This is a genomic window from Pararhizobium qamdonense (genome assembly GCF_029277445.1).
GTDB lineage: Bacteria > Pseudomonadota > Alphaproteobacteria > Rhizobiales > Rhizobiaceae > Pararhizobium > Pararhizobium qamdonense.
Genome location: NZ_CP119567.1, coordinates 118,237 through 133,638 on the forward strand (window position 1 = coordinate 118,237; position 15,402 = coordinate 133,638).

Annotated in this window: 14 protein-coding genes; 11 read left to right on the top strand and 3 right to left on the bottom strand. The window is 60.2% G+C overall.

Annotated elements, in window-relative coordinates:
* The first annotated feature begins 9 nt into the window (after positions 1–9).
* From PYR65_RS21820 to PYR65_RS21835, 4 genes are all read left to right on the top strand, one after another.
* Positions 10–897 (top strand): carbohydrate ABC transporter permease, encoded by an 888-nt coding sequence (locus PYR65_RS21820; protein WP_276121555.1) that lies wholly within the window; start codon positions 10–12, stop codon positions 895–897.
* Complete coding sequence (locus PYR65_RS21825) at positions 894–1,754, top strand: carbohydrate ABC transporter permease (RefSeq protein ID WP_276121556.1); 861 nt, start codon at positions 894–896, stop codon at positions 1,752–1,754. The genes PYR65_RS21820 and PYR65_RS21825 overlap by 4 nt, the downstream gene beginning before the upstream one ends.
* Before the next feature lie 36 nt (positions 1,755–1,790).
* Positions 1,791–3,020 carry an ABC transporter substrate-binding protein gene (locus tag PYR65_RS21830; protein WP_060637571.1) on the top strand — a complete coding sequence of 410 codons (1,230 nt, stop codon included), beginning with the start codon at positions 1,791–1,793 and terminating at the stop codon, positions 3,018–3,020.
* 92 nt (positions 3,021–3,112) lie between these two features.
* Positions 3,113–4,246: an ABC transporter ATP-binding protein gene (locus PYR65_RS21835; protein ID WP_276121557.1), complete on the top strand. Its 1,134-nt coding sequence runs from the start codon at positions 3,113–3,115 to the stop codon at positions 4,244–4,246.
* 117 nt (positions 4,247–4,363) lie between these two features.
* Here PYR65_RS21835 and PYR65_RS21840 read toward each other — a convergent pair whose 3' ends face one another.
* Positions 4,364–5,830, bottom strand: coding sequence for a M81 family metallopeptidase (locus PYR65_RS21840; protein ID WP_276121558.1), 1,467 nt, complete (start codon positions 5,828–5,830; stop codon positions 4,364–4,366).
* Positions 5,831–5,853: 23 nt separating this feature from the next.
* Positions 5,854–6,345 carry a hypothetical protein gene (locus PYR65_RS21845; protein WP_276121559.1) on the bottom strand — a complete coding sequence of 164 codons (492 nt, stop codon included), beginning with the start codon at positions 6,343–6,345 and terminating at the stop codon, positions 5,854–5,856.
* 113 nt (positions 6,346–6,458) lie between these two features.
* Here PYR65_RS21845 and PYR65_RS21850 point away from each other — a divergent pair, with 113 nt between their 5' ends.
* The 6 genes from PYR65_RS21850 to PYR65_RS21875 all read left to right on the top strand — a co-directional run bounded on the left by PYR65_RS21850 (position 6,459) and on the right by PYR65_RS21875 (position 13,327).
* On the top strand, positions 6,459–6,848 hold the full coding sequence (locus tag PYR65_RS21850; protein WP_276121560.1) for a RidA family protein: 390 nt from the start codon (positions 6,459–6,461) through the stop codon (positions 6,846–6,848).
* Positions 6,849–6,970: 122 nt separating this feature from the next.
* Positions 6,971–7,834, top strand: coding sequence for a MurR/RpiR family transcriptional regulator (locus PYR65_RS21855; protein WP_060637575.1), 864 nt, complete (start codon positions 6,971–6,973; stop codon positions 7,832–7,834).
* 27 nt (positions 7,835–7,861) lie between these two features.
* Complete coding sequence (locus tag PYR65_RS21860) at positions 7,862–8,638, top strand: SDR family oxidoreductase (RefSeq protein WP_276121561.1); 777 nt, start codon at positions 7,862–7,864, stop codon at positions 8,636–8,638.
* 17 nt (positions 8,639–8,655) lie between these two features.
* Complete coding sequence (locus PYR65_RS21865; protein ID WP_276121562.1) at positions 8,656–10,572, top strand: beta-N-acetylhexosaminidase; 1,917 nt, start codon at positions 8,656–8,658, stop codon at positions 10,570–10,572.
* Positions 10,573–10,597: 25 nt separating this feature from the next.
* Positions 10,598–12,034, top strand: a complete 1,437-nt coding sequence (locus PYR65_RS21870) for a M81 family metallopeptidase (protein WP_276121563.1) — start codon at positions 10,598–10,600, stop codon at positions 12,032–12,034.
* Positions 12,035–12,112: 78 nt separating this feature from the next.
* Positions 12,113–13,327, top strand: coding sequence for an MFS transporter (locus tag PYR65_RS21875; protein ID WP_276121564.1), 1,215 nt, complete (start codon positions 12,113–12,115; stop codon positions 13,325–13,327).
* Between the two features lie 34 nt (positions 13,328–13,361).
* Here PYR65_RS21875 and PYR65_RS21880 read toward each other — a convergent pair whose 3' ends face one another.
* Complete coding sequence (locus tag PYR65_RS21880; RefSeq protein ID WP_060637580.1) at positions 13,362–13,910, bottom strand: cupin domain-containing protein; 549 nt, start codon at positions 13,908–13,910, stop codon at positions 13,362–13,364.
* 145 nt (positions 13,911–14,055) lie between these two features.
* On the opposite strand from PYR65_RS21880, the gene PYR65_RS21885 reads away from it, so the two are divergent.
* Positions 14,056–15,393: an aspartate aminotransferase family protein gene (locus PYR65_RS21885; RefSeq protein WP_276121565.1), complete on the top strand. Its 1,338-nt coding sequence runs from the start codon at positions 14,056–14,058 to the stop codon at positions 15,391–15,393.
* Positions 15,394–15,402 lie beyond the last annotated feature (9 nt).

The following is a 15,402-nucleotide window of genomic DNA, read 5'->3' on the forward strand; positions in this document are numbered from 1 at the left end:
GGGCGCGGGATGAACGTTCAACGCAGCACTCTCATCTTCGCCTGGATCCTGTTGCTGCCAGCCGTTCTCTACGTCGTCGTCATCGTTGCCTATCCGCTGGTGGACACGTTCATCCTGTCGTTCACCGACGCCTCGTTGAAGAAAACCACCAACTGGGTTGGCTGGATCAACTATGAGAAGATCTTCAATACCACCTTTGCCGAGGTCATCATCCGCACCTTCGTGTGGACCTTCTTTTCAGTCGCGCTCAAGATGATCATCGGCGTCTTCGGCGCCTGCATGCTGAATGCCGCCGTTCCCGGCCGGGCGTTGTTTCGCGTCTTGACCATGCCGCCCTGGATCGTGCCGATGGCCATCGGCATCTTCATGTGGGGCTGGATGTATAATGGTCAGTTCGGCATGATTTCCGGCGTGCTGCAGAACTGGGGCATTATCGACGGCCCCATCGCTTTCCTCGCCCGTGGCTCGACGGCATTCTGGGCGACCATCATCACCGACGTGTGGATCGGCGTACCGCTGGTGACGCTCTATATGCTGGCGGCCATGCAGGCCGTGCCGCAGGACCTCTACGAAGCCGCGTGGACGGATGGGGCGGGACGGTTCTACCGCTTTCGCCGCATTACCCTGCCGCTGCTCATCCCATCGCTGATCACCATGTCGATGCTGTCGCTGATCGCCACGTTCAATTCGTTCGACATTATCTGGATCCTGACGCAAGGCGGGCCGAATGGCGAAACGACAACGATGATCATCGATACCTACCGCACCGCGATCGGTTCGAAAAAGTATGGCGAGGGTGCAGCCCGCGCCGTCTTGATCTGCATCTTCCTCTCGATTTTCTGCCTGGCCTATTTCCGGGTGACCAGCCGGCTTTCTGCGGGAGAAACCAACCGATGAGCACGCAACCTGCCATGATCAACCGTTACCGCTGGTATGAGCTGATCGCCATCTATGCCGGTATCCTGCTGTTCCTGACATTCATTCTGGCGCCGTTTGTCGAAGGGTTTCTGGTCTCGCTGAAACCTTTGGGATTGTTGTTTTCCTCGCCCTACAGGTTCTGGCCGGAAAACGGCTCGTTTGCCGCCTATCGGACGATGTGGGTCAGCGTTCCCGGCTTTGCCCGCTATATCTTCAATTCGTTCTTCATCTCGATCATCGTCACTGCGATTGTCCTCGTCCTGGTCATCCCGGCCTCCTATGCATTTGCCCGGTTCCAGTTTCGCGGCAGCGGGCTTCTGCTCGGCGCGTTTCTGGCGGTCAACATGTTTTCCGGTGCCGTCCTGCTCATCCCGCTGTTTCGCCTGATGCGCAGCTTCGGTGTGCTGAATACCTATTTCGCCATGATCGTGCCGGGGGTCGCCTTCCTGATCCCGTCGGCGATCTGGCTGCTGCGCACCTACATGATGCGCATCCCCCGCGAGCTGGACGAAGCGGCCTTTGTCGATGGTGCCAGCCATTTCTATACGCTTCGCCGGGTCATCCTCCCCATTGCCATGCCCGGCATCACCGTTGTTGCGATTACGACCTTCATCGGGTCCTACGCGCAGCAGTTCATCTTCGCGCTGACCTTCAACTCGAAGAGCGAATATATGCCGCTGCCGGTTGGGCTGTTTGCCTATTTCGGCCGGCAGGAAGTGATCTGGAATGAACTGATGGCGGCGAGTTTCGTCGGCATCGCCCCGGCCATCATCGTGATCTTCTTCCTACAGCGCTATCTCGTCAGCGGGCTGACCGCTGGCGCGGTGAAACAATAAAAGCAATCAACCACCAGAGAAACGGGAGCTTCAAACGTGTCAATTCATGTCAAGACAGGGATACTCGCCCTGGCGTTGCTCGGCTCGACCGCGCTTGGCGCCATGACCGCCCATGCGGCCGATCAGGAAATCAGCTGGATCTATTGCGGCGACGTGATGGACCCGGTCCACGAGAAATATATCAAGCAGTGGGAAGAGAAGAACCCTGGCTGGAAAGTCACACCGGAAGTCGTCGGCTGGGCCCAGTGCCAGGACAAGGCAACGACGCTTGCCGTTGCCGGCACGCCGGTCGCCATGGCCTATGTCGGCTCGCGCACGCTGAAGGAATTCGCCCAGAACGACCTGATCGTTCCGGTGCCGATGACCGAAGAGGAGAAAAAGAGCTATTATCCTCACATCGCCGACACCGTCACCTTCGACGATAACCAGTGGGGCGTGCCGGTCGCGTTCTCGACCAAGGCACTCTACTGGAACAAGGATCTGTTCAAGCAGGCCGGTCTTGATCCCGAAACCCCGCCGAAGACCTGGGCCGAAGAGATCGCATTCGCCAAGCAGATCAAGGAAAAGACCGGCATTGCCGGCTACGGTCTTCCGGCCAAGACGTTCGACAATACCATGCATCAATTCATGCACTGGGTTTACACCAACAATGGCAAGGTGATCGACGGCGACAAGATCGTCATCGACAGTCCTGAGGTTCTTGCAGCCCTCCAAGCCTACAAGGACATCACGCCCTATTCGGTCGAAGGCGCCACTGCCTACGAGCAGAACGAGATGCGTGCCATCTTCCTCGATGGCAAGATCGGTATGCTCCAGGCCGGCTCGGGCGCTGCCGTCCGTCTCAAGGACACCAAGGTCAATTGGGGCGTTGCGCCTCTGCCGCTCGGCCCATCGGCCAAGGGTGAAGGCACGTTGCTGATCACCGACAGCCTCGCCATCTTCAAGGGATCCGGTGTCGAGGAGAAAGCCATCGAATTTGCGAAATTCATCACCTCGCCGGGCCCGCAGGGCGAATATGAGCTGCAGGGCGGCGCCGGTCTGACGCCGCTTCGGCCGTCGCCGATGGTCGATGAGTTCGTCAAGAAGGATCCCTATTGGAAGCCCTTTATCGACGGCATCACCTATGGTGGTCCGGAGCCGCTTTTCACCGACTATAAGGGCTTCCAGAACGTCATCATCGAAATGGTTCAGGCTGTCGTCACTGATAAGGCCGAACCGGCGGATGCCCTGAAAAAGGCCGCTGCCGATCTCGAACAGTACAAGTAAGATCATCGTACCGCGAACCGCAATAAAGTTTGCGGTCCATTCCTTTTCTGCCACGAATGGGCCGCTTTTCGCCGGCGGCCGGAGACAGTGTCTTGGGACAACTCAATCTCAACAAGGTTCAGAAATTTTACGGAACGTTCGAAGTGCTGAAAGGCATCCAACTGGAGGTCCGCAACGGCGAATTCGTCGTCTTCGTCGGCCCCTCCGGGTGTGGTAAATCGACATTGCTGCGCATGATCGCCGGTCTCGACGAGACGAGTTCAGGTGATATCATGATCGACGGCAAGCGCGTCAACGACCTGCCGCCGGTCAAGCGTGGCATCGCCATGGTGTTCCAGAGCTATGCGCTTTATCCGCACATGACCGTATTCGAGAACATCGCCTTTCCGCTGCGCGTCGAGAAGATGCAGGAGGACAAGCTGAGGGCCAAGGTCGAGAATGCCGCGCGCATTCTGCATCTGGACCAGCGGCTCCAGCAGAAACCCGGTCTCTTGTCCGGCGGCCAGCGCCAGCGCGTCGCGATTGGCCGGGCGATCGTACGCGAGCCGAAGATCTTTCTGTTTGATGAACCTCTGTCCAATCTCGACGCGGCGCTGCGCGCCGACATGCGGATCGAACTGGCCAAACTGCACAAGCAGTTGAAGGCGACGATGATCTACGTCACGCATGACCAGGTCGAAGCGATGACGATGGCAGACCGCATCGTCGTGCTCAATGCTGGCGAGATTTCCCAGACCGGCGCGCCGCTCGAACTCTATCACAAGCCCGCCAACATGTTTGTCGCCGGCTTTATTGGTAACCCGCGCATGAACATGCTGCCGGTCACCTGCAAGGCCGTCAGCGATGCCGGTGTCGAGGTGGATTTCAGGGGACAATCGGCGACAATACCGGTTACCGGCCGGGCCAATCTCGTGGGGCAGCCCCTAACGCTTGGTATTCGCCCCGAACACATTCAGTTCGGTAAGGCCGATCTGTCGATGACCTTGACCCCATCGGTGATCGAACGGCTCGGCGCCCAGACGGTGGCTTATGCTTCGCTGGATGGCGAGAGCGAGAATTTCTGCGCCATGCTGCCGGGCAGCGCGCCAATCCGCACAGATGAAACGGTTTCGATCGGTATCGGCGCTGCGGATTGCCACCTGTTCGACGCGTCCGGCATCGCGCTTGAGCGCCGGGTGGAACTGACGGATATCGATGCCGGCCTCATGAAAATCGCGGGCGGCTGATGCTGCGGGACATTGTTGGGTTCATTGAAAGCGAAAGGGCATGCGTGAATTTGCATGCCCTTTTTTGTTTGTTCCGGCAGCTGACGCCCGTTTGAAGGCGCCATCCGGCTGAGCCGCTCACCGCTCGAGATCGTGCGGGTTTTCCACCATCGGCCAGATATCGCGCGGTGCCCGGCGATAGGGTGTGCGGGCGGGATTGTTTGGATAGGGAGTTCCGGCCGAGCAATAGAGGATATCCGCCGCGATCCGGGCAAAGGATGCGTAGAAGTGATTGGTCGATTTGATGACCAGGATCTTTTTCGATTGAGGCTCGATGCCCATGACGGAGAACAGGCTCGGGTCGAAGCTTTGCGCGCGGGTGGAGTTCAGGATGATATCGATGCCGGCGAGATGGATATGGGCGGCGTCGCCGAAGGGGGCGTAGCTTTCACCAAAGCGCATTTCCGCGTTGCGCACCAGCTTCACGACCTTGACGATGCCGTCGATCGGATTGCCGGTTCCTGCCGCCGATTTTGCGCCAAAGCGCAGCTTGATCTCGGCACCTTCCCCGGCTGCCATGCAGATCTGCACTGCCATCGGATCCCAGATGGTGCCGACGGCCGTATCCTTGGCGCCTTGCGCCAGGAGCTCGGCCAGAAGGACAGTTGCGTCACCCGCCGTTCCGCCGCCGGGATTGTCCCAGACATCGGCGATCACCACGGGTCCGCTGGACGCATTGAGCGCGCGGGAAACGGCCTCTTTTTCATCGATCTGCGGCATGATGAACGTGCCGCGATTTGCGAAGAGCTCGAGGCCCAGTTCGCGGGCAAGGGCTTCGCCCTTTTCCGGTTTGTCATCGGTGACGACAAGCATTTTCGTTCCCATTTCCGGAACGTCGCCGGCCATGAAACCATGGATCACGGAGATGGACAGGATTTCCGGGTCTTCAGCTTCCATCCGCATGATCTTGTCGACGAACGAACGCATCGGCTCGCGCGAGGTCGGGTAGACGTCGATCATCCGGCAATCGAAGACCGACATCACCGGCTTGATACGGCCGGCCAGCTTGCCGAGCGCGATGCGCCACAGATCTTCGGCGCGATCGACAAAGTCCGTATGCGGAAATTCCTTGAAGTAGACGAAGAAATCCGCGGCCTCCCGGCGCTTGGCAGTGAGGTGGCTATGCGGATCAAGCCCGGCGCAGACGAGAATATCGGAGCCGACAATGTTTCGTACGCGCGCGAGAATATCGCCCTCGGTATCCTCGTAGCCATCGGCGACCATGGCGCCATGAAGACCGAGCACCACGGCATCCACCGGCAGTGCGGCGCGGAGCTGATCGAGGATTTCATCGCGCAGGCTTTCATAAGTGGCGCGATTGACGAGCCCGGCCGGATCAGCCCAGGTGGCCGTCCCCTCGATCAGTGTGAAACCCTCTTCTGCGGCCAGCCGGCGGCCGACGGTGATCGGCGCGGAACAGAGCGTCGGCGTTTGCGGATGCTCGCCGGGGCGGGCATAGAGCGACGCTTCGAAGGCGCGGCGATCGACGCAGATCGGTGAGAAAGTATTGGTCTCGGTCGCCAGGACGGCGGTGAAAATGCGCAATGCCTCTGCCTCGTTCTTGCCGCTTAAGCCCCACCCATCGGATTGGGCAGATATCCCGTGAAGCCGGAGATTTGCCACTGTCCCTGCTGCAGACGGCAGTAATATAAAGTCTGCCACTGGAGGCGATCGACGCTGCCATCCGCTTTCGTCAGGCTGCCGTCAAATTTCTTGCGGACAAGGGCCGTTTCGCCTTCGATCTCGATATCCTCGAGCGTCGTGGTGGTAAAAATGGCATTGCGGGTATCTTCGGCAAACGACTGCCCGGCAAAATCCTCCGCTTGGCGCAGCCATTCGTCGCGATAGGCCGCCAAGTTGGGAAAGGCCAGGCGCCATTTGTCGGGGCTTATCTCCCGTTTGGCGTCGATCCCGATAAAGCCCTCCTCGATAAAATCATCAGCGACCTTGGACCAGTCGGCGGCAAGAAAAGCATCGATGTCGCGCTCGACCAGCATCTGCCAGATCGCGTGACGGGCGGTGTCGGTGGATGGAAAGGGATTGCGGAAGGGATCGCGCACGATTGCTCCGTTTATTGAAATTCTTTTCATAAATAGTGTTTTTCTCTGGTCAAATTCCGCTTTATATGGTCATTTGTCAACGGATTAAGAAAATAATTTGCAAGGACGGGCGAATGTCCATTACACGTTATGGCACCGTGCAGGCCGGGGCAGGCGGCAAGCCGCTGCCGTTTGCGCGCGCGGTAGAGGCCAATGGCTGGCTTTATGTCTCAGGCCAGGTTGCCATGGAAAATGGCGAGATCATCGAAGGCGGGATCATCCCGCAGACGCACAGGACGATCGCCAATCTGCTGGGCATCCTGGTCGAAGCTGGTTACAGGCCGGAACACATCGTCCGCGTCGGCGTCTGGCTGGACGATCCGCGCGACTTCTGGACGTTCAACACGATTTATCAGGACTATTTCGGTGAACATCCACCGGCACGGGCCTGCGTTCAGGCATCGATGATGGTCGATTGCAAGGTCGAGATCGACTGCGTCGCCTATAAGGAAAAGACGCGCTGAGCGTCAGGCAATTTTGGAACGGGTGGACATCAGGTGAGAATCGTGTGCCGGATCGCAGCATTGCCGCGGTTTCAGGAAGCCTCTATCGGGCAGCCTGGCGATTTCATTGAAGGTGCTCACTGATGGATATTTTCTCCACGCTCCAGGACGAAAAAGGCAAGCTTTCGCAGGCCGAAAGCCGTATTGCCGAGATATTGCTGACGGATTTCGAATTTGCGGTGAATGCCTCGATCATCGAGCTGGCCGGCAAGGCCGATGTTTCTCCGCCGACCGTCACCCGCTTCTGCCGAAGGCTCGGCTGCGACAGTTTTTCCGATTTCAAGGTCCAGCTGGCGCGCACGGCCTATGTCGGCATGCGCTACCTCAAGCCTGAGCCGAAGAGCCAGGAGCCGGCCGACGTGGCGCAGGATATCGTGTCAAAGGCGCAGAATGCGCTGTTCATGCTGCACCGGAGCCTTGATCTTGTGGCGATCGAGCAGGCGACGGAAAAGCTGGCCGGTGCGGACATGATCTACGCGTTCGGTTCCGGCGGCAACTCCTCGATGATCGCCAGCGAATTGCAAAACCGTCTGTTCCGCCTAGGGCTGCGCATCACGGCAAGCTCCGATCACAGCATGCAGATGATGATGGCGGCGGCGGCACGGCCGGGCGACGTCGTCATCGGATCGTCGTTCTCCGGCCGCAATGCCGAACTTGTCCGGTCCTTCATGCTTGCCCGCGACCAGAAGATAACGACGATCGCACTGACGCAGAGCGGCAGCCCGGTTGCGCGTGCTGCGGATATCACCGTGCCTGTCGATCTGCCCGAGGGGACCAATATCTATCGACCAACCTCGACCCGCATCGCTTATCTCGCGCTCCTCGATATCCTCGCCAGTCTCGTTGCCTACCATATCCAGCCCCAGGCAATCGTGACGCTGCGACGCATCAAGCAGCAGCTTGTCGCCCATCGCGACGGCGACGACCGCCAGCTTTTGGGGGATTGATTTCACCATGCTTACAAGGGACCCGTCATGACTTCATCTGTTGCAATCGTCACGGGGGCCGCAGGGGATATCGGCCGGGCGATTGCCCGTCGTCTTGGCGAAGATCATGATGTCGTATTGATGCCGGATCTGGATGGTGACGCCGTTGAACGTGCCGCAGCCAGCCTCGGCAATCCCGAAAAGTTCATTGCGATCACGTGTAATGTCACCGATGTGGCGAGCGTCGCGCAGATGGCGGCGCGCGCGGCGGAGCTTGGCGTGGTGCGCACATTGGTCAACAACGCGGGTGCGGCGCGTGCTGTCAGCCTGCACGATACGACGCCGGAAATCTGGCGCATGGACAGTATTCTCAATCTGGAGGCTGCTTTCCTCTGCTTTCGCGCCGTCGAGGATGCATTGAAAGAAAGCCAGGGCTCGGTGGTCAACATCGCCTCGGTCAACGGCACCAACGTTTTCGGCCATCCCGCCTATAGCGCCGCCAAGGCCGGGCTGCTGCACCTGACGAAGCTGATTGCGGTGGAGTACGGCAAATACGGCATTCGCGCCAATGCGGTGTCGCCGGGCACGGTGCGCACGCAGGCATGGGAAGAGCGTGCGGCGGCCAATCCGAATGTGTTCGAGGACGCCCGCCGCTGGTATCCGTTGCAGCGCATCGCCAGCCCGGATGACGTGGCCAACGCCGTTGGCTTCCTGGCAAGCCCGCTGGCGCTGGCCATCACCGGCGTCTGCCTGCCGGTCGATTGTGGCCTGACCGCGGGGCAGGCGGAACTGGCCCGCACCTTTTCCCAATCCGAAAACTATTAAGCATTGAAGGAACGGACATGAAACCGGCGTCCTATCGTCTCGAAAGCGCGTGGCATCCTGAGGGTGGTCCAAATGGCCGCTTCACATTCAGTTTGTTCAATCTCTCGGATGCGCCGATCGATGGATTTACCCTCGTCTACACCTCGCTGACCCGGGTGATCGACAAGGCCGCCTGCGAGAATGCCGTCTTCGTCAAGCGCGATGCCAACTATCATGAATTTGCGCCGCCGGCTGGCTTTGTGCTCGCACCCGGCGCTTCCTGGACGTTTACGGTCAGCGGCCTACACCGCAAGGCCGTGCATTGCACCGATGGGGCAAAATCGGCCTATGTGACCCTTGCCGATGGGCGCCATCTTGCGGTTTCCGTGTCCGATCTGCTGCTGGAGGGCCGCGTCAGTGAGCCGCCGCCGGTGCTGTTGCCGGAGGGCAGGCTCGATCTGCCATTTGCACTGCAGCCATGGCCGCGCCAGATCGATGCGATCCCGGGCGATGCCATCCCCGTTTGTCTTTACCCGGTTGGCGCGTCGCTGGAAGACTTACAGGCGATAGATACTGTGATCGCCCTGTGCCGCCGTCTGTTCGAAGCCGGCCATGCGCCGATCAGCCTGGCGCCGAACAGCCAGGGCAGGGCATTGCACTTGAAGCAGGACGCGGCGATGGCGTCGGAAGCCTATGCACTGTCCTTCTCGCTGGAGGCTGTCACGCTCAGCTATGGCGGTGCGGCGGGACGGCAATATGGATTGACGTCGCTTGCACAGCTCCTGAACGGCGCCCGCAGCGATCCGGGCAAATTCCGGTTTCCGGTCTCCGGCACGATTTCGGATGAACCGCGCTACAGCTGGCGCGGTTGCCATCTCGATGTCTCCCGGCAGTTCTACCCGGTGGCAGATGTCGCGCGGCTCATTGATATTCTCGCCTGGTTCAAGCTCAACATCTTCCACTGGCATTTGACCGACGACGAAGCCTGGCGGCTTGAGATCAAGGCCTATCCGGAACTCACCACCACCGGCGTTGTCCGCAGTCCGGACGGTCCATTGCTGCCGCAGCTCGGCAATGGCGCAGAGCCGGTCGGTGGTTTCTACAGTCAGGACGATGTCCGCGTGCTCGTCGCGCATGCGCTGGCGCTGAATGTGGATGTCGTTCCCGAAATCGATATTCCCGGTCACAACGCAGCAACGCTGGTGGCGCTGCCGGATCTAACCGATGGCCAGGAGGCGCCGGACAGCTATCATTCGGTGCAGGGCTATCCCAACAATGCGCTCAATCCGGCCTTAGCCTTCACCTATGAATTCCTGGGCAAGGTCCTCGATGAAATGGTCGGGCTTTTCCCGTCCGCCTATATCCATATCGGCGGCGACGAGGTTGCAAACGGGGCCTGGCTTGCCTCGCCGCTCGCCCGCAAGCTGATGGAGAAAGAAGGCATTGAAGGCATTTTCGCGCTGCAATCCTATTTCCTGAAGCTCGTCAAGGCGATGTTGACCGAGCGCGGCAAGAAGCTTGCCGGCTGGAACGAGGTCGCCCATGGCGGCGGCGTCGATACGGCCGAAACGCTGCTGATGGCCTGGGAGACGCCCGACGTCGGCATCGAGCTTGCAAGACGAGGCTATGATGTGGTGATGACGCCGGGACAGGCCTATTATCTGGATATGGTGCAGGGTGAAGAATGGCAGGAGCCGGGCGCCAGCTGGGCAGGCACGGTGCCACCGGCCAATACCTATGCTTACGAGGCGGAAGGCACGTTTCCCGATGAGCTGAAACATCGGCTGAAGGGCGTTCAGGCCTGCATCTGGAGCGAACATTACCTGTCCCGTGGCTACTTCAACCGGCTGGTCTTCCCGCGCCTTCCGGCCATCGCCGAGGCGGCGTGGACGCCGAAAGATCAGAAGGACTGGCTGCGGTTTGCAGCCATCGTCCCGCTCAGTCCGAAGCTCTAGAAAAACCGGGATCATGGGGAAAACAATGCGCATCGCCGTTGGTGGGATTCATACCGAATGCAGCACCTATTCGCCGGTCCTGATGACGGTCGAGGATTTTCGCGTGCTGCGCGGTACCGGCCTGCTGAACGCCGAATATTTCAATTTCCTCGATGCTGACGGGATCGCGCATGTGCCGTTGCTGCACGCCCGCGCCGTGCCGGGCGGACCGGTATCGCGCTTTGCCTATGAGGCGTTCAAGGCAGAATTTCTCGAAAAACTGCAGGCGGCGCTGCCGATTGACGGGCTTTATCTCGCCATGCATGGCGCCATCAATGTCGAGGGCATGGACGATGCGGAGGGTGACTGGATTTCGGCTGCCCGCGCAGCCGTTGGGCCGGATTGCCCGATCGCGGCAAGCTATGATCTCCATGGCAATGTCAGCCAGCAGATCATCGATCAGCTCGATATTTTCGCAGCCTACCGCACCGCGCCGCATATCGATGTGCGGGAAACCATGGTGCGCGCCTGGTCGATGCTGGTCGAGACGCTGAAGACAGGCAGCCGACCGGGCATCGCTTTTGCCAAGGTGCCGCTGCTGCTTCCGGGCGAATGCACCTCCACGGAACATGAGCCGGCCAGGTCGATCTATCTGCGCCTTCCGGCATTCGATGCGAAGCCGGGCATTCTCGATGCCAATCTGATGATCGGTTATGTCTGGGCCGATGAACCACGGGCAACGGCCTGTGCCGTCGTGACCGGAACCGACAGGCAGGCCGCATTGCAAGCCGCCGAAGCGATTGCACAGCAGTATTGGAACGCCCGTGACAATTTTAAATTCGGCCCCGTCACGGGACCGCTGGACGAGATGCTCGATCGTGCCGCAGCTGCCGGAACATCCCCGGTCATCCTTGCCGATTCCGCCGATAATCCGACCGGTGGCGGGGTTGGCGACCGCGCCGATGTGCTGCGTGCGCTGATTGCCCGCAATTGGCGGGGCGCGCTTGTCGCCGGTATTACCGATCGCCCGGCTGTCGAGGCCTGTTTTGTAGCGGGGGAGGGCGCCACGATTGCGCTTCGGATCGGCGGCAGTCTCGATCCGTCAAGCCGTCCGGCGCAGGTGACGGCGGTGGTGCTGCGGCTTGACGGCGGCGATGCGGCAGCGGATCGGCAGGCCGTTATTGGCATCGACGGCATCGAGGTCGTGATTTCTGCGCGCCGGCGTCCCTACCACAATCTTGAGGACTTCCGGCGGCTGGGGCTCGATCCCAAGACCGTCCGGCTGCTGGTGGTTAAGTCCGGCTATCTCTCTCCCGAACTGGCCCCGATCGCCAATCCCAACCTGATGGCGTTGACCGATGGTGTCGTCAATCAGGATATCGCCAATCTCACAAGCCATCGCAGGACGTGGCCGGTCTTTCCCTTCGACCGCGATTTCGCCTTTGCGCCTGAAGCGGCACTCTCCGCGCGCTGGCGGGAGTGACGCTGGTCTAGCCAATCCGGTGCCCGTATTCCCGTCCGGATGTCAGGGTCGCCTTTCCTCTCTTTTCCGGTGCTCGCAATGACATCCACGCTGTTGATCGCCTTGCGCCACCCAGTGGTCCGGCTCAGCATGATCACGATCTTCCTGTTCGGGTTTACCGGGGCTGCGACGGCGCCCTATCAGTCGGTGATCGGCATCACCGAACTCGGCTTGAGCAATGGTTTCTATTCCATCCTGATTTTTGCCGCCGCCGCCGTCAACGTCATCGTCAGCCTCTGGGTCGGCGTTCTCGCCGATCGAATCGGCAATTACCGCATCCTGCTGATGACGGTCATGTTGTTCGGTATTCTCGGTTACGGCCTTGTCTATGCGGTCCCGGTTCCCGCCAGCTTTGTCTTCTGCACGCTGGTCATGCTGCCGGTCTATAACGCGATGACCTCGCTGCTCTTTGCCAATGTCCGCGCCATTGCCAATTTGGAAGGTGGCCGCGACGCGGCGGCGATCAATTCCGGTGTGCGCGCCGCAATCTCGGTCGCCTGGGTACTGGTACCGGGGCTCGTCGCCCTGGTTCTGGCCGGACGGGGCAGCATGCTGCCGGCCTATCTGCTTGCCTGTCTCGGCTGTATCGCCAATCTGGCTCTGGTCTTCTTCAAGTTGCCTGCAACGGATGGCCCGCCACCGGCAAAAAACCACCGCCATTCCTTCGTTGCATCCTTTGGCGAAGTACTCGCGCCAAACGTCTTTGCCCGGCTGACGGCTGTCTCGCTGATCACCTCGACGCTGCATGTCAACGCGGCGGTCCAGCCGCTGATCATTACCGGGGCTGCCGGCGGCACGGTGACGGATATCGGCGTGATCGTCGGGATCGTCGCATTTCTTGAGGTCGTGTTCATCTTTGTCTGGGCCCGCCTCCAGGTTCACCTGCGCGCGGTGACGGCGCTCGCTATCAGCGCCGGGCTCTATGCTGTCTATCTCACTCTGCTGGGTCTCGCTTCGGCTCCCTGGCATGTCTATGCCCTGACGCTGCTCAGCGCATTCGCCGCTGCCGCCCTGATCAGCATTCCCATCACCTATATCCAGGACCTCATTTCCGACCGTCCGGGCCTTGGCAGTTCGCTGATTTCGGTGAACCTGTTCTTAAGCGGCGGGATAAGCGCCATACTGTTTGCGATCGGCACCCGCTTTTCTGATTATTCCGGCACGTCCATGCTTGGAGCGCTCGCCGGCGTGACCGGCCTTGGCCTGATGCTCTTTCTCGACGGCCGCGGCGGAGGTGCGCATCAACATCGATGATGAAATGAGAAGGGAGGATCGGCTACCTGTCTGGTCAGAATGTCGGCGGCGTACAGGCGCTGATGATGTCGCATGGCACCGGGCCGACGCAACGAAACCGGTGGGGGCGGCGGCTTTCGAAATAATAGGCATCCCCCGGTCCAAGGATCCGGCGTTCGTCATCGACGGTGACCTCCAGCCGCCCGGACAGGACAATCCCGCCTTCCTCGCCGTCATGCACCAGCGGCACTTTCCCAGTGTCTGCGCCCGGCTGATAGCATTCCTTCAGGATCTGCAGGCTGCGGCCGAAAAGATTATCGCCAATCTGCCGGTAGGAAATCGGCCCCTTGCCGATCTCGACCAGTTCGTCGGACCGGTAAAACGCTTTCTTCGGCCGATCGGGCTCGAAGGCAAAAAACTCCGCAAGTCCGATCGGGATACCGTCGAGAATGCGCTTCAGCGCGCCGACGGATGGGTTGGACGAATTGGACTCGATCAACGAAATCGTCGAGTTGGTCACGCCGGCCCGCTTGGCCAATTCCCGCTGTGAAAGATTGTTGAGAATGCGCACATGGCGCAACCGGTTTCCGATATCCACCGACATGAGGCGATCCCGTGTTTTGCATGTTCGAAATATCGAAACATTTACAATTCAGGTCATGCGTTTTCAATAGCTTATATCCTAGCAGAAAAGGACTTGTTTCGGCATTTGAAATCGTGGCGTCATCGCGACTTCACAGGAGGTCGCCATGAACCAGCACAGCAAACCAAACACCCCGGTACTCGATAGCTACTGGATGCCGTTTACCGCCAACCGGCAATTCAAGGCGGCGCCGCGCCTTCTCGCCTCGGCGGAGGGCATGTACTATACCAGCGTCGATGGGCGCAGGATCCTCGATGGAACCGCAGGTCTCTGGTGCGTCAATGCCGGCCATGGCCGCCGCCAGATCGCGTCCGCCGTCGAGCGCCAGTTGCTGACCCTGGATTTTGCGCCGTCTTTCCAGATGGGCCATCCGATCGCCTTCGATTTTGCCGAGCGGCTGGCGGAGATCGCGCCCGGTGGTCCCGATGAAAAACTCGACCGCGTCTTCTTTACCGGCTCCGGCTCGGAATCGGTCGATACCGCGCTGAAGATTGCCGTCGCGTATCAGCGGTCGATCGGCCAGGGCACCCGCACGCGCCTCATCGGCCGCGAGCGCGGCTATCACGGCGTCGGCTTCGGCGGTATTTCCGTTGGCGGCCTTGTCAATAACCGCCGGGTTTTCCCGCTGATCCCCGGCACGGACCATCTGCGCCACACCCATGATCCTGCGAGGAACGCCTTCGTCAAAGGACAGCCGGAGCATGGCGCGGAGCTGGCCGACGATCTCGAAAGGCTTGTCGCGCTGCATGGTGCCGAAACCATCGCGGCCTGCATTGTCGAGCCGGTGGCCGGATCGACCGGCGTGCTGGTTCCGCCGAAAGGTTATCTCGAGCGGCTGCGCAAGATCTGCACCACCCATGGCATCCTGCTGATTTTCGACGAAGTGATTACCGGTTTCGGCCGTCTCGGCGCGCCATTTGCCACCGACTATTTTGGCGTGACGCCCGATCTCGTCACCACCGCGAAGGGACTGACCAATGGCGCGATCCCGATGGGTGCCGTCTTTGCCAGCCGCAAGGTGCACGATGCGCTGATGCACGGGCCGGAGGGACAGATCGAGCTGTTCCACGGCTACACCTATTCCGGCCATCCGGCAGCCTGCGCCGCCGGTATCGCGACGCTCGACATCTACCGCGACGAAGGCCTTTTGACGCGGGCAGCCGATCTTGAGCACGATTGGCATGAGGCGATGCATTCGCTGAAGGGCCTGCCGCATATCACCGACATCCGCACGATCGGCCTGATCGCCGGCATCGAGCTTGCCTCCCGCGACGGGGCTCCCGGCGCGCGCGCCTATGATGTGTTCGTCGATTGCTTCGAACGGGGCCTGCTCATCCGCGTGACCGGCGATATCATCGCCTTCTCGCCGCCGCTGATTGCCGAGACATCCCATATCGAGGATATCATCTCGATTCTCGGCGATGCCCTGAAGCGGGTGAAATAACCTTACGTT

Excerpts from the sequence above, each read along its gene's own strand:
- PYR65_RS21875 (WP_276121564.1), top strand. The coding sequence starts at position 12,113 with ATGACATCCACGCTGTTGATCGCCTTGCGCCACCCAGTGGTCCGGCTC.
- PYR65_RS21880 (WP_060637580.1), bottom strand. The coding sequence starts at position 13,910 with ATGTCGGTGGATATCGGAAACCGGTTGCGCCATGTGCGCATTCTCAAC.
- PYR65_RS21860 (WP_276121561.1), top strand. The coding sequence starts at position 7,862 with ATGACTTCATCTGTTGCAATCGTCACGGGGGCCGCAGGGGATATCGGC.
- PYR65_RS21820 (WP_276121555.1), top strand. The coding sequence starts at position 10 with ATGAACGTTCAACGCAGCACTCTCATCTTCGCCTGGATCCTGTTGCTG.
- PYR65_RS21885 (WP_276121565.1), top strand. The coding sequence starts at position 14,056 with ATGAACCAGCACAGCAAACCAAACACCCCGGTACTCGATAGCTACTGG.
- PYR65_RS21870 (WP_276121563.1), top strand. The coding sequence starts at position 10,598 with ATGCGCATCGCCGTTGGTGGGATTCATACCGAATGCAGCACCTATTCG.
- PYR65_RS21825 (WP_276121556.1), top strand. The coding sequence starts at position 894 with ATGAGCACGCAACCTGCCATGATCAACCGTTACCGCTGGTATGAGCTG.
- PYR65_RS21850 (WP_276121560.1), top strand. The coding sequence starts at position 6,459 with ATGTCCATTACACGTTATGGCACCGTGCAGGCCGGGGCAGGCGGCAAG.
- PYR65_RS21865 (WP_276121562.1), top strand. The coding sequence starts at position 8,656 with ATGAAACCGGCGTCCTATCGTCTCGAAAGCGCGTGGCATCCTGAGGGT.
- PYR65_RS21855 (WP_060637575.1), top strand. The coding sequence starts at position 6,971 with ATGGATATTTTCTCCACGCTCCAGGACGAAAAAGGCAAGCTTTCGCAG.